Genomic DNA, 18,820 nt, shown 5'->3' with positions numbered 1-18,820 from the left:
AATGGAAATTTTCAAACAAGTCAAAATCTTGGATTTCGTTCGGTATTCCAAATACGGGCTTATTCTCTCTATCTTCCTGACCATCGGTGCATTTACTTTGTTGTTTTTCAAGGGCTTTACGCCCGGTATTGATTTTGCTGGGGGGAGTGCTGCACAAATCAAATACGAACAAAACGCCCCCATCGAAAAAATCCGCCATCTGCTTGAAAGCGACCCACAATTCAAAGGCGTGCAGGTGAGTGAATTTGGATCTAAAAACGAAGTTTTAGTGAGGATTCCTTATACCCAAGCGAGTGCAGAAAATGACCTCGGACCTATTATTACCAAAATCTTAGAACCGACAGGAAAATTTGAGATCCGCAAGCTCGACACCGTCGGTCCAAAAGTCGGCAATGAGCTTAGGCAAAAAGGTATTTTGTCACTATTGCTTGCGACCTTAGCGATGATGCTTTATGTGAGTTTTCGGTATGAATGGCGTTTTGCTCTTGCGGGTATTGTGGCATTGATTCACGATGTTATCATCACAGCAGCCTCTGTGATTGTCTTTGATATTGACCTCAATCTTGAAGTTATCGCTGCGTTGCTGACACTCATTGGGTATTCTATCAATGACACGATTATCATCTTTGATAGAATCCGAGAAAAAATGCTTACCCAAAAGACCAACAATATTGAAGAAGTCATCAATGATGCGATTTCAAGCACGCTTTCACGGACACTATTGACCTCACTAACGGTATTTTTTGTTGTTTTGACACTTTATCTTTTTGGGGGTGAAATCATCGTGGGCTTTTCGTTACCAATGCTTATTGGGGTGGTTTTTGGGACTTATAGCTCGATGTTTGTTGCACCAAAATTAGCCATTATTTTTGGATTTGATATCCAAAAATACCACGCCAAAGAAATCAAAAAAGCCAAAAAAGCACAAGAAAAAAAACAATTGCGCCAGATGTATGAAAATGGTCGGGTTTAAGGAGAATAGTGATGGATTGGGGTAAGGTAATTTTTATTTTTTTTAGTCTGGGAAGCCTGACTTCTACGGCTGGATTTTTATGGGATCCCAATATTGTGATTTTATTTGTCGCTTTAGCGATGAATCTCATCTCGACAACGCTAAAAATCGGCGTGCGAAAACAGCTCGCCTCCGAACTGCTTGCAAGTTCGTTGGTTGCGGATTTGCACTTGATTCCTGCATTTATCTTTATGCAAATCTTAGGCAATCTCAATGTCGCATATGTGCTTATCATCGGTGCTTTGATTGCTAATATTTTTTCATTAGCACTCTTGCTTATCGAAAGTGCTAAAACCAGCGATTCTGATTATTAGGAGAGGTGATGGATACCCCTTATGAACCGCTCAAAATAGAAAAAAAATGGCAAGAATTTTGGAAAAATAACCATTCTTTTGAGCCTTGCGATGATTTTTCAAAACCTAAAAAATACATCTTGAGTATGTTGCCCTATCCTAGTGGGGCGATCCATATGGGGCACGTGAGGAATTATTGTATCGGCGATGCTTTAGCCCGCCACTACCGCACTCAGGGCTACAATGTCTTGCACCCAATGGGATTTGACGCCTTTGGGATGCCTGCTGAAAATGCCGCTATCAAGCACAAAACCCATCCCAAACAATGGACATATGCCAACATCGAAAATATGAAAAAAGAACTCGCCAGTCTGGGGCTTTCCTTTGCTGCTAGCCGAGAGTTTGCGACCTGTGATCCTGTTTATACCAAATGGGAGCAGAAATTTTTCATTGATATGTGGGAAAAAGGGCTTATCTATCGAAAAAAAGCCTATCTCAACTGGTGTCCGAATGACCAGACCGTGCTTGCTAACGAGCAAGTCATCGATGGGAAATGCTGGCGTTGTGATACTGAAGTCATCCAAAAAGAAATGGATCAGTATTATTTCAAGATCACCCAATATGCTGAAGAACTTCTCAATGACCTCCAAAAGCTTGAGGGCAAATGGTCGCCTCAAGTCTTGATAATGCAAAAAAATTGGATCGGCAAATCGAAAGGACTAAGCTTTTGTTTTGCACTTGACCCACAGAGCCAGGCACGCACCCAGACCAAAGAAATCGAAGTCTTTACCACCCGAGCTGATACGATTTATGGTGTTACGTATTGCGCCCTAGCCCCCGAACACCCCATCGTTAAAAGATTGCTTGAACAAAATATGCTTGATGAAGCGAGCGCCTCCAAAATCATCAAAATGCAAAATGCGAGTGCGAGGGAACGCTCGATGAGTGAAAAAGAGGGCGTGGATTTAGGCATTGCGATCATCCACCCCCTCACACAAGAAAAATTGCCCGTATGGGTGGCGAATTTTGTGCTGATGGATTATGGCAGTGGGGCGGTGATGAGTGTCCCAGCCCACGATGAGAGGGATTTTTTATTTGCCAAAAAATACAATCTTTTACTCAAAGAAGTGCTTAAACCCGCCACACCAGATCAATCCCAGCTCCCCTATATTGGCGAAGGCGAGCTAAAAAATAGCGGGGAATTTGATGGGAGCAGTGGTGAGGAGGCCCGCAATAAAATCATCGATTATTTTGAAAAATCAGGTCTTGGCAAGGCGGTTATCAATTACCGACTCAAGGATTGGGGGATCTCACGCCAACGCTATTGGGGAGCGCCTATCCCTCTTGTGCATTGTGCGCATTGTGGGCTTGTGCCTGAAGATGAAGCAAATCTTCCTGTCTCCTTGCCTGAAGATGTGGTGATTGATGGGGAGGGCAATCCTTTGGATAAGCACCCCGTATGGAAACATTGCCAATGCCCCAAATGCGGCGGGAACGCACGCAGAGAAACCGATACAATGGATACATTTGTAGAATCAAGCTGGTATTTTTTGCGCTATACCACGCCAAAAGATCTTTGGGAAGAAAAGGCTTTTGATGAAGAATCGCTAGCGTATTGGATGGACGTTGATGAATACATCGGGGGTATCGAGCACGCTATTTTGCATTTATTGTATGCGAGATTTTTTACAAAAGCCCTCAGGGATTTAGGCTATGTGCATTCAAGCGAACCTTTTTTGAATCTACTCACACAAGGGATGGTTCTCAAAGATGGGGCAAAAATGAGCAAATCCAAAGGCAATGTTGTCGATCCCAATAGTATCATCGCCAAATACGGGGCGGATACCGCAAGATTGTTTATTTTATTTGCTGCCCCGCCGGTGCGTGAGCTCGAATGGAGTGATAATGCCGTAGAAGGGGGCTATCGCTTTATCAAGCGTCTCTGGGAGCGGAGTAAAAATATTATTCCCTCTCAAAATATCCCGCAAATCAAGCAAAATAGCCTCAATGAAAAAGAAAAAATCGCTAGAAGAAAAGTCTATGAAGCCCTAGTAAAATCCAATGATATTTTTAGCAAAAAACAACCTGGCTATGCTTTTAACACGCTGATTGCCTCGTGTATGGAAGCCCTCAATGCCCTAAGCGCACAAGATAATCCCTCCATTTGGACAGAGGGGTATTTTATCTTGATGCATATCCTTGAGCCTATCATCCCCCATCTTTGCTGGGAGATTAGTGAAAAATATTTTGAACGCAAGAATCTATCCCCGATTGCCATCGATAAAGAGGCGCTTGAAGTCCAAACAATCAGCCTAGCTATCAGTATCAATGGAAAAAAACGTGGCGAAATCCAAGTAGCACCTAATGCAAAAGAATCGGAGGTCCTTGAAGCTGCCAAAATCGCTGTTGCAAAATGGCTCAGCGGTGTTTGTGTGGTAAAAGAAATCGTTATCCCCAATAAAATTGTCAATTTTGTCATCAAACCATCAATAAAATAATGAAAAACGTTGCAGGCACTATCACAAAAAAAATCATTCTTTTTGTGATGGCGATTTTTTTGAGTGCTTGCGGGTATCTGCCAATTGCTAGCTATACCCAAAAAGTTTTAGGCGATAGCGTGTATGTCAAACTCATTGTCAATCTCCCCAACCCCGAAAATTCCGTGCAATTTAAAGATATTTTAAACAAAGCTGTTATTTCGAGATTTCAAAACAAGCTTGCCTCACAAAAAGATGCTGATTCTATCATCACCATCGAAATCACCAAGGTTACCGATACTTCCATCGCAACTAATGAACAAGGTTTTACAACATTTTACCGTGCCACCGTATTTGTAACTTTTACCTATACAAACAAAAAAGGAATGTCTAAGACATTTGATAACAGCGGTTATTATGACTATGCTGTATCGTTAGAAAACCCGCTCATTACCTACAACAACCGCTATTATGGTATCAATCAAGCTATTGAGCAAACAATTGATAAATTCATCACACAAGTTTCTTATCAGGGTAAATAAGTATAATATTCATATACCAGAATAAAATTGATAGGAAAATAGATGGCAGACTTTAAATCCCAAATTGAAAAAATCTTTGAAAAACTTGATAGATTCCCTAATCTCTCTCAAGTCGAATACATCGATCTTTTTGCCAAAGAACTCCAAAAAACGGCATTTTCCATCAATAATGGGAATTGGTTTGAGGAATATGCGCATTTACTAAGCCCCAATATCAAAGCCCTGCTTGAATATGATACCCACACCCAAGATGAATTTATCCGTCGTCTCATTATGCTTGTCAATATTTCTGCCAATCCCTCAAACAACCCAGAGTCCGCAGAACAAGCCAATGTATTGATTAGCACGCTCATCAAGCTACTAGAAGAAATTTCTAGCGAGCGCCTCAAAGAAGAAAATGAAAGGCTATTTGCCCAAAAAAACTTTCAAAACCCCAAAGATTTAGCACAACTAAGCAATGCGTGGAATGAATTTGTCCAAAACGAAGAACATCTCAAAATCCTCAAACAGATTTCTTTGGTCATCATCAAGCTCATCCAGCCCTGCATTCTTGAGGTCAGTCCAGAGATAAAAACCCTCACAGATACTTTGGGCACAAATCCCCAAGCTATCACTGATCACAATATCCTAAAAACCTTAGAAAAAGTCTCAGATTGTCGCGACCAAGACTGCAGGTTGCTGAAAAAAAGTGGCAAAGAAATCGGGCAAAATGCCAACGAGGTCCTTTTAGAAATCCAAGTAGCGATTCAAAACAATAATACATATCTCAAAGAAATCGCAAAAATCAAAGAATGCATCCAAAAAGATAAAAAAGATTTTCAAGAAGAAAAAGAAAACCTTATCAGTGTCGTTGATGTCTTGTATCAAAAAATCGTCGAAATCAATGCCATATTGAAAAACAAAGAAGAAAAAATCAAACATCTTTATGACAAAATCAACACCCTTTCCCTTTATATCAAAACCATTGAGGAGCAATCCAAAATGGATAGCCTCACTGAGGTTTATAACCGCAAGCACATCGAAAGTATCGCTGAAATCTGTGAAAGGCAATTCCAATCAAGTGCCATCAATTATTCGATTTTGTTTTTTGACATCGATAATTTCAAAGAAATCAATGATATTTATGGGCACGCTGCAGGGGACAAACTGCTAGCGCTCTTTAGCAAGATACTCAAGCAAAATTGTCGTGGGAGCGATATTGTAGGGAGATATGGCGGGGATGAATTTTTGATCTTGATGCCAAATACGGGACTAGAGCGTGCCAAAGAATTTGCCAAACGGATTTGTAAAATCATTGAAGAAAGTAATTTTGTTTTCAAAGACAAACAAATCAAAATCACCACCAGTATCGGGATGACCGATAGGTATTCACATAGCAACAAAGGGGAGATGATTGATTCTGCTGATAGATTCCTTTATAAAGCAAAAGATTTAGGCAGGAATCGTGTCGAATGGGAATAACACAGGGATGAAAAACCTCAAAGAATTTCTAAACTCCAAAGGGGCTGAATACGCCCCATTTGACCCCAATCGAGCAAAATCCATCACTAAGCGTCTCCGTCCATTTCTCCAAGACAATGCCAGAAAAATCCATATCGTAGGGACAAATGGCAAGGGAAGCACGGGGAGATTTATCACATTGGGGCTTTTGGAGGCAGGCAAAAGCGTGCTACATTTCACCTCCCCGCATTTGTTTGATTTTAACGAGCGTTTTTACAAAAATGGGCAAATTATCAGCGATGAGGAGCTTGAAACCGCCCATATTTTTTTGCAACAATTTGATTTTATCGCGCCGTGTAGTTATTTTGAATATGCCACATTTTTGGCGAGCGTCCTCTCACAAGATTGTGATTTTTTGGTGCTTGAAGCCGGGCTTGGGGGGGAATATGATTCGACGAGTTGTCTGGATCGTGAGATTTCAGTCTTTACGCCCATTGGGCTAGATCATCAAGAAATCTTGGGGCAAACCATCGAAGAAATCGCTACAACCAAGCTTGCTTGTATGGTATCTACGGCATTTTTGTCCCCGCAACCTGCTCCTACAAAAAAAACCATCGAAGCCATCGCAACAAAAACCGCCAAAAAATTGGGCGCAACGTTATATAAAATCCCTGACGCATTCTCTGAAAAAACGCTCACCTATGCCAGCAAACACGCACTCCCGCAATTTCTGGCACAAAATTTTCAATCCGCTTGTGCTGTGCTTGACTACCTTGGATATCCTATCAATCCTATTTCATTTCCCAAGCTAAATCTTATCGGCAGGTGTCAAAAAATCTCGCCCCATATTACGATTGATGTCGGGCATAATGCCCAAGCTGCAACAGAACTCCAAAAAGTTTTTAGCGATAAAAAAGTAATCCTGGTGTATAATACCTACAAGCAAAAAGACGCAAAATCTATCCTCAAGATACTTTTGCCCATCATCAAAAAAATCCTAATCATAGACGTCCAAAACGAAAGGATGATGGAGGCAGAAAAACTAAAAGACATCATCAAATCTTTAGGGATAAGCTTTGAAAGATTTTCTTCAGATGGCATTTCAGAGACAGAAGAATATCTTGTCTTTGGGTCTTTCAGCGTCGTCAAACAATTTTTAGAGGAGAAAGCGTGCAGGACAAACTTGTCATTACTATCGTAGATGAATCGGGTTCTAAGCAATTTCGACTTCCAAAAAATACAAAAAAAATTATCATTTTATGCTGTGCCATCTTGGGCGTTATTATCCTGGCAAGCATTTTGTTGATGAAATTTTTGATGCAAAAAATCGATGAAATCGCCCTGAATAAAGACATCGCCCTCTCAGAATACAAATACATCTATCAAAAAAACGATCTCCTCAAAGACCAAATCAAGCAAAAAAGTGAAGAACTTACTATCGTGAGTCAAAAAATCGGGGATCTTGAAAATATTGTCGATCTGAAGAAAAATACCGACAAAGACAGCGTCGCATTTGAAAAAATCGATCTTAGTGATCTTTCAGAATCGCAAAAAAATCTCATTTTAAGCCTCATTCCCAACGGAGAACCGCTAGCCTCCTATGCTTCTAAAAACTCCAGCTCTCAAAGACCCCATCCGATCAAACTCATCAAAGGTGTTGGCTCGGGCTATGATTTCCACACGCCTGCAGGCACGCCGGTTTATGCGACTGCAGATGGCGTTATTGACCTGATTCGCAACAACACCAACACCGGTTATGGGAATCTCGTTAAGGTTACGCATTCTTTTGGGTTTAGCTCGATTTATGCGCATTTGCAAAAGCCTGTGGTGCAAAAAGGCGATTTTGTCCAAAAAGGGCAGATCATCGGATACAGCGGGCATAGTGGCAATTCGGGCGGGGATACTTTGTATTATGAGGTTCGGTTTTTAGGCAAGCTTTTAGACCCAGCCATTTACACCGCTTGGAATGCTAATAATTTTGAGGAAGTTTTTAACAACGATACTTCCATCGACTGGAAAAGCTTGTTTTGGGCTATCGGGGATATTATCCAGCTTCAAAACTACAAACTTAGCTACCAGATGAACGAATTGCCGTATGTGGATGATAAAAAATGATTCTTGATAGACGATTGGTGGTGATGGTTACCGATCAAAATGGTAGTCGCTATATCAATGTCAGTATGATTTTTCGCCAGCTTAGCCTGTATTTTTTGCTATTTATTTTGGGAATCGTGCTGTTTTTGGGGATTTCTATCAGCGCATTTAATTCAGAAATCAAAGATATTAACGACAAAAGCGTTCTAATCGGTCAGCAATACCAGCAAATGATTAAAAGAAATTCTTATCTCAACGAGCAAATCAACCAGCGTTTAGAAGAAATCGCGCTTGCTGGGGATAGGATAAACGACCTTGAGGGCGTGATTGGTGTTAGCAAAAAAGACAACGAACTAGAAAAAAATGACAATCTCCTTACCCGCATTGATGTCGCGAGTATCACGGGGGCGCAAAAGGCTTTTGTAATGAAATTTATCCCTAATGGTCGCCCGCTAGATTATTATCACCGCATATCTGCAGAATTTGGCAATCGGATGCATCCGATTTTGCATATCTTACACAAGCATACCGGGCTTGATTTTAGCACCCAGATCAACACCCCGGTGTATTCCACAGCTGATGGTGTGGTGGATTTTGCTGCAAATGGCTGGAATGGTGGCTATGGCAAGCTTATAAAAATCGCCCATTCGTTTGGGTTTAAAACCTATTATGCTCACCTCAACAATATCGTTGTCAAAAACGGCGAATTTGTAAAAAAAGGTCAGGTAATCGGCTATAGTGGCAATTCTGGGGTGAGCACCGGACCGCATTTGCATTATGAAGTTCGCTTTTTAAATCAACCCATTGACCCGATAAATTTTGTAAAATGGGATATGAAAAACTTTGATTCTATATTTGAAAAAGAAAGGAAAATCGCATGGCAATCTTTACTAACGACAATAAACAACCTAATGGGGCAGGAAAAATGGGACCCGCAACCATTATCGCTCAAGGCACAAAACTAAAAGGCGAGATCCATATTGATTGCCATTTGCATATTGATGGGGAATTTGAGGGTAATATCCATTCAAAAAACACCGTGATGATTGGCAAAACCGGTCTTGTGAGCGGGGAAATCTATGCCCAAAAACTCATCGTGAGTGGCAAATTTAGTGGCATTACCGAATCTGAAGTTATCGAAATCCTCCCGCTAGGGCGCATTGATGGCAAAATCATCAGTTCCGAGCTTGTCATCGAGCGAAAAGGTATCTTTATGGGAGAAAGCAAAACCAAACAAAGCCCAATGGAAAAAATTCAAAAAACACTCAACAAACCAAACAATGATACAATCTAGCCTTTATCAGGCATTTTCAAAAGGCTTCAAAACCACCCTTTTGATCACCAAAGATCTCAAAGAGGCCCTTGAAGCCTATGAAGTTGCCAAATTTTTTTGCAGCACTAGCCATCTTGATACAAGCACGCAAAACCCTTACACGCCGATTGCCTTACCAGAGCTTCGGGCAAAAATGGGCGATGATATGCGGTCATTTTCGAGCGAATGGATGGAGCTTGTCTCAAAATTGCGTGATTTTTATGCAGCGCCCAAGCCACTCCTGATCGCCCCGATTGCGACATTGCTCTACAAGCTTCCAAGCCCCGAGCTTCTCAAAACCTTTGAACTCAAAAAAAACACTCCCATCAATCTAGCTACCCTCAAAGAAACGCTATTTTATTATGGATACGAACAAGTTGATATTGTCGAGATGGAAGGTGAGGTGAGTTTTAGGGGCGATATTATGGATATTTTTATCCCATTTTCTAAGCCCTATCGGATCAGTTTTTTTGACACAGAATGTGAAAGTATCCGCGTTTTTGACCCCGCCACACAAATCAGTGCAAAAGATGAGCAAGATAGCCTTTCTATTCCCCCAGCGACATTTAGCCTCGATCCCCAAAAGCACGCTTTTTTGTGCGAGCAGATTGCCCAAAGCGAATTTGATTCATTCAGCAAGGATATCGCTTCACTGGGGTTTTGGTATCTCCAAGATGAAAGCATAGATTTCATCAAAACCTATGATGCCACTATCACGCCCAATGCCCTTGATGAAGCCAAAGAAATCGATGCTTATGCAGACACCTCTGCTTTGAAATTCCAAGATTTTCAAGCCCTAAAAACCCTCAATCCGCCAGATGATGGGAGTATCGACATCAGCGTGGATATAAAAAATCTCGCTTCTATCATTGCGCTTAATGCCAACAAAAAAATCACCATCCTCACCAAAAATCCCACACTCCTCAAATCTCTCCAGCTTGATACAAATGCCTTTATTTGCGTTATTTCTGAATGTGTCATCAATATCGCCACACCAAAAGAGCTTATCATCTCGCTCAATACCTACCCCAAACCCCACAAACTCAAGAAATCACGCCTCGGTATTGATGAGCTAAATATCGGGGAATACATCGTGCATAATGACTATGGCGTAGGCGTTTTTAGGGGTATTATCCAAGCCAATGTGCTTGGGAATGTGCGTGATTTTATCCGTATCGATTACCAAGGCGAAGACAAGCTGTTATTGCCTGTGGAAAATCTCCATCTTATCGAACGCTACATCGCTGCTTCTGGAAATATCCCGGTTATCGATCGCTTAGGCAAGGGAAGTTTTGCCAAGCTAAAAGAAAAAGTCCGGGTCAAGCTATTTGAAATCGCTGATGGGATCATCAGCCTTGCTGCCAAACGCAATCTGATTGAGGGCAAAAAAATCAACACACAAATCCCTGAAATCGAGGTATTCAAAAACTCCTGTGGCTTTTCTCTCACGCCTGATCAACAAAAAGCCATCGATGATATTTTTGCCGATATTTCCAGTGGCAAGGCAATGGATAGGCTTTTGAGCGGGGATGTGGGTTTTGGCAAAACCGAAGTGGCACTCAATGCGATGTTTGCTGTTTATAAAAATGGCTTCCAATCCGCCCTCATCGTGCCTACGACACTGCTGTGTAACCAGCATTTCCATACGCTTAAAAGCAGGTTTGAACCCTTTGGGATCAATGTTGCCAAGCTTGATCGCTTCATCAAGCCCACCCAAAAAGCCCAAATCCTCAAAGGCTTAGCAGAGGGCAGTATTGATGTCGTAGTCGGCACGCATTCGCTTTTGGGCGTGCATTTTAACAACCTCGCCTTGATGGTTGTCGATGAGGAGCATAAATTTGGCGTCAAGCAAAAAGAAGCTATCAAAGAGCTTAGTAAGGATATGCACTTTTTGAGTATGTCTGCTACCCCTATCCCACGCACGCTCAATATGGCACTCTCTGATATCAAAGGGATGAGCACGCTTTTGACCCCACCAATTGAGCGACTAGGTGGCAAGACCTTCCTCAAAGAAAAAACCCCGGCGTTGCTTAAAGAGATTATCCATCGGGAGCTTCGACGGGGCGGGCAGATATTTTATATCCACAACAACATCGCTACGATCACCAAAGCTAAAGACGCCATAGAAGAACTCGTGCCAAATCTCAAAATAGCTATTTTACACTCCCAAATCGATTCAAAAGCAAGCGAGGAAATTGTTATGGATTTTTCTTGCGGGAAATTCCAAATGCTTCTATGCACCTCCATCATCGAATCGGGTATCCATCTCCCCAATGCCAACACGATCATCGTCGATGGGGCAGATAAGTTTGGCTTAGCAGATTTACACCAATTGCGAGGGCGTGTGGGGCGTGGGAGCAAAGAGGGCTTTTGCTATTTTCTCATCAATGACAAAAAATCCATCACCGATCAAGCGAGCAAGCGCCTTTTGGCGTTGGAAAAAAACTCGTATTTAGGGAGTGGGGCTACGATTGCTTATCACGATCTTGAGATACGAGGCGGGGGAAATCTCTTGGGGCAAGACCAAAGCGGTCATATCAAAAATATCGGCTATGGGTTGTATCTGAAGATGTTAGAAAACGCCATCAGGGAGCTTAGTGGCAAAGAAAGCGAGATAAATAGCTGTGTCGAACTCAAGCTTGGCGTGAGTGGGTATCTCAATCCTGATTTGATCCCAAGCGATCGCTTGCGCCTGGAGCTCTACCGACGCCTGTCATTATGCAAAGATGTCTCTAGCGTTTATGAAATCCAAGCCGAGATTGAAGATAGGTTTGGCAAGCTTGATAATTTGAGTTTGCAATTTCTCCAAATCATTATCATCAAAATCCTTGCGAACCAAAGTGGTATCAAAACTATCTCAAATTACGCCCAAAATATTTCCATTGTCGATGAATTGGGTGCAAAACAATCCCTACAATCCCCAAGCAAAGATGATGACGATATTTTAAACACGATTTTAGAATACTTGAGAAAAAAACAAACCAAAGCTGTGTAAAACAAAATGAAAACCTTTTTGGTTTTTCCATAGCAATATCGCTAATAATTTTTTCTCATACTCGCTAGAAAGGGGACTAGGGGGCTAGCCAACTGCTATGCTCCGATAGGTGCATAGCAGACAATCAACTTTAGGAACGAAGGCAGGCTTTGCCCGCTGAAGCGGTTTTCAAATTCGCATCAGTGAATCGAGCAAGGATAATGGAAACCTTATCCGCTCGTAAACCCAGCCCGCTACGCTTTTTCATCTCGCCCACTAAGGGAGCGGGTCAGGGGGATTTCACCCGCCCGCCCGATAGGATATTAGACCCGCCCACCCAAATGGGCGGACTTCGTAAGGAGGAGAGCCGTTAAAAAAGATAACTGCTTATCTTTTTTAGGCTCGCACGGCGATGGTAATATGCGACTTTTAAGGAGCATACCGGACGCCCAAACCTTTAAAAAAGCCAACTGCTTGGCTCTGGTAGCCTCGCACGCCGATACGTTTATGCCCGTAAGGGCATAGGATACGGCTAGCCGCTTGTCCCTTAAAAGGCGAAGCCTCATTCTTTCGAACTCGATTCACGGCGTGAATCGAGTGAAACACAATAAGTGGAAACCTATAAAACCTATCTCGAACGCACAAGCCAAAGGCTTGGGTGTGAGATGGTTACTTTAGGAGCAGGAGGAGCGTTAAGCCAAAGACAACTGCTTGTCTTTGGTAGCTTCGCACGGCGATGCGTTTATGCGACCTTAAGGAGCATAGCATACGACAAAAGCAGTTTCACTGCCCGAAGTGGTCTTCAGGTTGGCTAAGCCAACCGAGTAAAACATATGAACGGGTCTTCAGGTTCGCCCCAGCGAATGGATACCTCTAAAATCTATCTCCAATATTCAAGGCAAGCTTAAATATGAGATGGTTACTTTAGGAGCGAAAACGGGCTTTGCCCGTTTGAGTGGTCTTCAGATTCACAACGCGAATCGAGTAAAATATAAGTATTTATCGGAGATTATGCTCTTTCCAATAATCCCGCACCATCTTTTTTGTAGCCTCTGGCAATGGCGTTAGTCCCATCTGCAACGCTTCTTTGTCGCCGTTTTTGAACGCATAATCAAAAAAATCTATCACAGCAGGCGTATTCTTGCCTGTTTTTGGCACGAGAATAAATGTCGGGCTGACAAGCGGGTAGGTGTCTTTTCCTTTTTGATTGATAAGCTGGGTATTAAAATCCTTGCTTTTATCCCAATCTGCAAACATTGCCGCATTTTGGATACTGCTAGGTTCGGCTTTGACCCAGTTGTTTTCAGGATTTTGAATCAAAATCGCTTGGAGACCCCCTTGCTCTTTGTAGGAGAGTTCGACATAGCCGATGGCGTTTTTGGTTTGCTTGACTAAATGCGTTACGCCCTCATTGCCCTTTGCGCCCAAACCTGTTTGCCACGAGATTGCCTTGCCATAGCCGATGGTATCTGCCCATACTTTTGAGACTTTTGACAAAAACAGCGTGAAATTGTAAGTCGTCCCGCTCCCATCGCTACGGCGGACAACCTCAATAGGTGCGTGGGGGAGCTTGAGATTTGGGTTGTCTTTGGTTATTTTGGGATCATCCCATCTTTTAATATCCCCCAAAAAAATGCCTGCAATCGCTTCGTTGCTGAGTTTTAGTTCATTATCCCCGATACCATCAAGATGATGGACTAGCACAATAGCCCCGCTTAGCGTGGGGAATTGCACGAGCTTGTGTTTGGCAAGCTCAAGCGAATCTAACGGCTCATCGCTTGCCCCAAAATCAATCGTACCAGCTTTGATTTGCTTGATACCCCCACCTGAACCGATGGATTGGTAATTGATTTTGTTTTGTGTGGCTTTTTGATAGGACTTGACCCATACCATATAGGCGTGTGCGGGAAAAGACGCCCCCGCTCCATTGATAACCTCGCTAGCCCCACTGGTAGTGAGGAATGACAAAAGCAATGCTAGGATAGTGAATTTTTTCATAACTAATTCCTTTGTTTTGATAGTGTGATGTTTTTGAAACGTTATGACTATAGGGCAATTTGATGACAAAATGATGACAAAATTTTAATGGATTTCACAAACAAACTTCGCTATATTGGCACAAATTGACTTTTGGATAAAGGAAAGTTGTATGAAAGATCTTATCGTGGTGCTTGAAGATGAAGAAGACTTGCTGGAACTTTTGGAATATCGTTTGGGCTGTGAGGGCTTTGATGTGATTGGTTGCGTAAAGACCTCAAGTGCCAAAAAGATACTTTTGGAAGAAGATGTCGCCTTGTTGCTTGTAGATAGAAATCTCCGAGGCGAAGAAGGGGCGGATTTTGTCAAAAAGATTCGCAAAGAGGGCTATCAAACCCCTGTGATTTATCTCACGGCACGAGATGCTAGGGAAGATAAGATCGCAGGCTTTGAGAGTGGCGGGGATGATTATATCACCAAGCCATTTGATTTTGATGAGCTTCTTATGCGTCTAAAAGCCATCATCAGGCGACACAAGGGGCATTTGGAAGCTAGCATATACAAATACAAAAATCTTTCGCTTGATTTTCAAAACCATAGTGCCAGTATCGATGATACCACCATCGCGCTCACGCCTTTAGAGACAAAAATACTTGCGATATTTCTCAAAAATACGGGGCGATGCCTCTCCCGTGAATATCTTTTGGAAGAAATTTGGCACAGCGATGGCGAACTCAAAAGTATCAATGTCGCCATCAAACGCTTGCGTAAAAAGCTTGATAAGAGCGATGAAGAAAAATACATCAAAACCATTCGGGGCGAGGGGTATTTGTTTGCTTAAAATCCACCAGTTTTTTTCTTTGGGTGTTTTGGGTGTGCTCTTTGGGATGGGCTTGTTTTTGGGAGGGTTTTTTTATATCAAAGAAGCCCGCCAAGAAAAAGAAATCGCTTATGAAAAGCTCAGCGTGGCTTTTGAAGTTGTCGATATTTCGATTTTAGAGGGCAGTTTTGATTCGATGTTTTTGAAAGATCTCCAGCGCCGCACCCATATGGGCGTAGTGATTTTTGATAAACAAAATCAAAAAACTTATTTTAGCGATGAAAAATTTGCCACGCTAAAGCTCGATTTTTCCAAAGAACCTGCTTACAAAAAGCTCGTTGTTGATAAACAGGCGTATTTGGTGCTTTTTGGCAATGATATTATTGATGATCGCCCTTATGGTATTGGGGTGTTTTTGCCAGAGACTTCTAGGGATTATGGGGCATTTTGGATCGAATTTATGGCGGTATTTGGCGTGTTTTTGGCTGTGAGCGTGGGATTGATTTTTTTGCTAAAAAAGGGCACACAAAATGAGTTGGATAAAATCGTTTATCTTTTAAGCAGATTATCAAAACGAGACTTTGCAAAACGGGATTTTGAAAAAAAAGATTTTGAAAATATGAGTAAATCACAGCTTTTGTTTAAAGAATTTGCAGAGATTTCAAGACTCATAAACAAGCTCGCTTCAATGTTGCAAAAACAAGACAAAAGCTCCAAAAAACACTCCAAAAAACTGCGGTTAAAATATCTCCAAAGCACATCGATTATCGCTACACTTTCTCACGAGTTTAAAAACCCTTTGGCAGTGATTTCAGGGTATTGTGAGGCGATTTTGAACGCCGAGGGGCAAAATGAGATGGGACAAAATGAGATGAGTGAGGAGCAACGCAGGCGATTTCTCAATAAGATCCATTCGCAATCCTTGCGCCTCAATCAGCTACTTTGTCGCCTCAATCTCGCTGTGAGGCTTGAAAACGATTTGTTAGAGCTCCAAAAAACATCCTTTGATCTCAAGCCTTTGGTTACTGAGGTGGTTTTGGCTCTCAAAGCACGCTATAGCGACAAAAAAATCATCACAAAGCTCAAAAATGCCCCCATCCAAGCCGATAAAATGCTACTGCAAAATGTGATCGAAAATCTAGTCGAAAATGCGTTGAAATATTCCAAAAGTCGGGTTGAAATCGTGCTAAAGAAAAATGCGTTTATTGTCATCGATGATGGTTGCGGTATCGAAGAAAAACAAATCGGTTTGGTAACAAAAAAATTCTATCGATTGGAGCAAAAACACAAAGAAAGTTCGTTGGGATTGGGGCTTTTTATCGTCAAATATATCCTCAAGCTCCACCATAGCGAGCTTTTGATAAAAAGCACACCCCAAAAAGGCTCACGCTTTGGTTTTGAATTTTAATTATCCAAATTTGCCGTTGATGTATTCGTGGGTGAGTTTTTCTTTGGGATGGTGGAATATCTGCTCGGTCTTGCCGACTTCTATGAGCTTGCCTAGATACATAAATGCCGTGTAATCGCTGACCCTTAGGGCTTGTTGCATATTGTGGGTAACAATGATAATACTCATCTTTTTTTTGAGTTCTTTGATGAGTTCTTCGATGGCTTGTGTGGAGATGGGATCAAGCGCACTAGTAGGTTCATCAAAAAGCAAAATCTCAGGTTCAATCGCAATCGCCCGTGCGATACACAAACGTTGCTGTTGCCCGCCTGAAAGCGAGTCCGCACTATTTTCTAGCCTGTCTTTGACCTCACCCCATAGACTGGCATTTTTGAGTGCTTTTTCGACTTTAACAAATAGTTCGGTTTTGCTTTTTATCCCTTGAAGCCTCAAACCATAAGCCACATTTTCAAAAATCGACATCGGGAAAGGCGTGGGCTTTTGAAAAATCATCCCGATTTGAGAACGCAAAGCAATGAGATCGGTTTTTTTCTTGAGAATATTTTTGTTTTCAAAATAAATTTCACCTTTGTAAATACAGCCTTGATAGAGGCAATGGATACGATTAAAACACCGCAAAAGCGTGCTTTTGCCACACCCACTTGGTCCGATGAGGGCAAGGACTTTGTTTTTTTGGACTTCAAGATTGATAGAATGGATACTAGGGGCTTGCGTGTTGGGATAAAAAAAGCTTAGATTTTTGACTTCCAGGGCATTTTTGCTCATTTTTTTCCTTTGTTGAGTATGATTTTGGCGATGATATTGATCGAAAGGATGAATATTGCGAGGATAAATGCCGCGCCGAAACCGAGCTTTTGCCATTGTTCATAGGGCGAAGAAGCGTATTGAAACATCGTGATAGTCAGGCTTGGGAAAGCGTTATTGAGATTGAGTGTGAAAAATGCGCTATTGAGCGATGTGAAAAGTAGCGGTGCAGCTTCCCCAGCGATGCGAGAAAAGGCAAGCAATATGCCTGTGAGAATCCCTGTTTTTGCCCCACGATACACGACATTGATGATGGTTTTGTATCTGGGAGCGCCCAATGCCATCGAGGCTTCTCGGAGGGAATTGGGGACTAAAGCCAGCATATCATCGGTGGTTTTTAGCACGATAGGGAGGAGCAAGATAGCAAGGGCAATAACACCAGCATACCCGCTGAAATGCCCCATTGGCACGACGATGATAGCATACACAAAGGTAGCGATCACAATAGATGGCACAGAGAGCATTACATCATTGATATGTGAAATAACGGCGATGGTTGTCTTGTTTTTGGCGTATTCTCTGAGGTAAGTCCCTGCTAAAATACCCAATGGTACACCAAGCAATACCGCCCCTATACTCAAGATGAGCTGCCCTACTATGGCATTTCTAAGCCCGCTATTTTCTACTGCCTCCCAGGGCGAAGCCGTATCTTTTGTAAAGAGATTGAGCCCCAAGGCACTCCATCCTTTATAAAACAAAATCCCAAGAATCAAAAACAAAATAACAAGGGCAAATCCTGCAAATAACGATGACGCGATAAGAACGATTTTGTTGTAGGTTTTGCGTTTGGTAACACGGGAATTTTTCATTTTCTTTTCATCCTGTTTAAGAAATAAAATTTTGCACTCCCGATAATCAAAAGACTCATACAAAATAAAATCAATGCCAAATAAAACAAACTCGAAGTATAAAGCTCGCTATCGGCTTCGGCAAATTCATTGGCCAGTGTCGCGGGGATATTGGTCGCTGGGGCGATGAGTGAGGTGATTTTGTGCGTATTGCCGATGACAAAAGTAACTGCCATCGTTTCGCCCAAGGCTCTCCCGAGTGCGAGGATAATCCCGCCGGTAACGCCGATTTTGGCATAGGGCAAGACCACATCTTTGATGACTTCTGTTTTGGTTGCACCCAAAGCATAGGCACTTTCTTTGAGCATATCAGGCGTATTTTGCATACAATCGGTAAAAATAGCACTCATAAACGGCAAAATCATCACGCTCAAAATTATCCCCGCTGATAAAATCCCAAGCCCGCTACCCCCAAATATCTTTGCGACGATAGGGACGAGATAAAATAGCCCCCACATCCCATAGACGATCGAAGGGATGGCTGCGAGCAAATCGATACTTGAAGCGATGAATGTTTTTAGGGTTTTAGCACAGACTTCATTGAGAAAAATCGCTATCCCCAAAGCGAGTGGCAGGGCAAGGAGCATTGCCAAAAGCGTGCCTAGCAAGCTCCCATATATCGCACTGCCTGCACTGAAGATTTCTTTGTTGGGCGACCATTGTGTCGAAGTAAAAAACGAAAATCCAAATGTTTTGATAGCGGGCATTGCTTGGATCAACAAAACAACAAAAATACCAAGCAACATCGCCAAGGAAATCAAAACCGAGATTTTGGTTGCATAAAAAAACAATTTTTCCTTGAGCCAGACAGGCATTTTG

At 42.2% G+C, this 18,820-nt stretch carries 17 protein-coding genes; 13 read left to right on the top strand and 4 right to left on the bottom strand.

Translation table 11 applies throughout. The annotated features are described in order from the left end of the window. Nucleotide 1: 1 nt before the first annotated feature. The 11 genes from secF to BJI48_RS09335 all read left to right on the top strand — a co-directional run bounded on the left by secF (nucleotide 2) and on the right by BJI48_RS09335 (nucleotide 12,959). A complete protein-coding gene (gene secF, locus BJI48_RS04765; protein ID WP_095332468.1) occupies nucleotides 2-973 on the top strand; it encodes a protein translocase subunit SecF in 972 nt (323 codons plus the stop codon). Between the two features lie 11 nt (nucleotides 974-984). Then, nucleotides 985-1,326, top strand: a complete 342-nt coding sequence (locus tag BJI48_RS04760) for a DUF6394 family protein (protein ID WP_095332466.1) — start codon at nucleotides 985-987, stop codon at nucleotides 1,324-1,326. Nucleotides 1,327-1,334: 8 nt separating this feature from the next. Continuing rightward, the gene (gene leuS / locus BJI48_RS04755) at nucleotides 1,335-3,803 is read left to right on the top strand and encodes a leucine--tRNA ligase (protein ID WP_095332464.1); all 2,469 of its coding nucleotides are present in this window, start codon (nucleotides 1,335-1,337) and stop codon (nucleotides 3,801-3,803) included. 47 nt (nucleotides 3,804-3,850) lie between these two features. Next, a complete protein-coding gene (lptE, locus tag BJI48_RS04750) occupies nucleotides 3,851-4,324 on the top strand; it encodes an LPS assembly lipoprotein LptE (protein ID WP_257874406.1) in 474 nt (157 codons plus the stop codon). A 42-nt stretch (nucleotides 4,325-4,366) separates the two neighbouring features. Continuing rightward, nucleotides 4,367-5,785, top strand: a complete 1,419-nt coding sequence (locus tag BJI48_RS04745) for a GGDEF domain-containing protein (protein WP_095332460.1) — start codon at nucleotides 4,367-4,369, stop codon at nucleotides 5,783-5,785. Next, nucleotides 5,769-6,965 (top strand): Mur ligase family protein, encoded by a 1,197-nt coding sequence (locus BJI48_RS04740; RefSeq protein WP_257874395.1) that lies wholly within the window; start codon nucleotides 5,769-5,771, stop codon nucleotides 6,963-6,965. Before BJI48_RS04745 ends, BJI48_RS04740 begins: the two co-directional genes overlap by 17 nt. Then, nucleotides 6,935-7,879, top strand: coding sequence for a M23 family metallopeptidase (locus BJI48_RS04735; RefSeq protein ID WP_095332458.1), 945 nt, complete (start codon nucleotides 6,935-6,937; stop codon nucleotides 7,877-7,879). The genes BJI48_RS04740 and BJI48_RS04735 overlap by 31 nt, the downstream gene beginning before the upstream one ends. After that, nucleotides 7,876-8,823, top strand: coding sequence for a M23 family metallopeptidase (locus tag BJI48_RS04730; protein ID WP_095332456.1), 948 nt, complete (start codon nucleotides 7,876-7,878; stop codon nucleotides 8,821-8,823). The genes BJI48_RS04735 and BJI48_RS04730 overlap by 4 nt, the downstream gene beginning before the upstream one ends. Further along, the gene (locus tag BJI48_RS04725) at nucleotides 8,736-9,152 is read left to right on the top strand and encodes a polymer-forming cytoskeletal protein (RefSeq protein WP_095332454.1); all 417 of its coding nucleotides are present in this window, start codon (nucleotides 8,736-8,738) and stop codon (nucleotides 9,150-9,152) included. Before BJI48_RS04730 ends, BJI48_RS04725 begins: the two co-directional genes overlap by 88 nt. Continuing rightward, entirely contained in the window at nucleotides 9,139-12,165 is a 3,027-nt protein-coding gene (gene mfd / locus BJI48_RS04720; RefSeq protein WP_095332452.1) for a transcription-repair coupling factor, read from the top strand. Before BJI48_RS04725 ends, mfd begins: the two co-directional genes overlap by 14 nt. A gap of 590 nt (nucleotides 12,166-12,755) precedes the next feature. Further along, nucleotides 12,756-12,959 carry a hypothetical protein gene (locus BJI48_RS09335; RefSeq protein WP_143428773.1) on the top strand — a complete coding sequence of 68 codons (204 nt, stop codon included), beginning with the start codon at nucleotides 12,756-12,758 and terminating at the stop codon, nucleotides 12,957-12,959. 184 nt (nucleotides 12,960-13,143) lie between these two features. Here BJI48_RS09335 and pstS read toward each other — a convergent pair whose 3' ends face one another. Beyond that, nucleotides 13,144-14,142, bottom strand: a complete 999-nt coding sequence (pstS, locus tag BJI48_RS04710; RefSeq protein WP_095332448.1) for a phosphate ABC transporter substrate-binding protein PstS — start codon at nucleotides 14,140-14,142, stop codon at nucleotides 13,144-13,146. 151 nt (nucleotides 14,143-14,293) lie between these two features. On the opposite strand from pstS, the gene BJI48_RS04705 reads away from it, so the two are divergent. Further along, the gene (locus BJI48_RS04705; RefSeq protein WP_095332446.1) at nucleotides 14,294-14,962 is read left to right on the top strand and encodes a response regulator transcription factor; all 669 of its coding nucleotides are present in this window, start codon (nucleotides 14,294-14,296) and stop codon (nucleotides 14,960-14,962) included. After that, entirely contained in the window at nucleotides 14,955-16,349 is a 1,395-nt protein-coding gene (locus BJI48_RS04700) for a HAMP domain-containing sensor histidine kinase (protein ID WP_180763051.1), read from the top strand. Before BJI48_RS04705 ends, BJI48_RS04700 begins: the two co-directional genes overlap by 8 nt. On the opposite strand, the gene pstB is transcribed toward BJI48_RS04700, so the two are convergent. The 3 genes from pstB to pstC are packed head-to-tail and all read right to left on the bottom strand — an operon-like array spanning nucleotide 16,350 to nucleotide 18,816. Then, a complete protein-coding gene (pstB, locus tag BJI48_RS04695; protein WP_095332442.1) occupies nucleotides 16,350-17,114 on the bottom strand; it encodes a phosphate ABC transporter ATP-binding protein PstB in 765 nt (254 codons plus the stop codon). Then, complete coding sequence (gene pstA, locus BJI48_RS04690) at nucleotides 17,111-17,962, bottom strand: phosphate ABC transporter permease PstA (protein WP_095332440.1); 852 nt, start codon at nucleotides 17,960-17,962, stop codon at nucleotides 17,111-17,113. Before pstA ends, pstB begins: the two co-directional genes overlap by 4 nt. Further along, nucleotides 17,959-18,816: a phosphate ABC transporter permease subunit PstC gene (gene pstC / locus BJI48_RS04685; RefSeq protein ID WP_095332438.1), complete on the bottom strand. Its 858-nt coding sequence runs from the start codon at nucleotides 18,814-18,816 to the stop codon at nucleotides 17,959-17,961. The genes pstA and pstC overlap by 4 nt, the downstream gene beginning before the upstream one ends. Between the last annotated feature and the right edge of the window lie 4 nt (nucleotides 18,817-18,820).

It is taken from the genome of Helicobacter sp. 11S02596-1 (genome assembly GCF_002272825.1).
Classification (GTDB): domain Bacteria; phylum Campylobacterota; class Campylobacteria; order Campylobacterales; family Helicobacteraceae; genus Helicobacter_J.
Note: the sequence above shows the minus strand (reverse complement) of the source record. Positions and strands in the feature narration are given on the sequence as shown.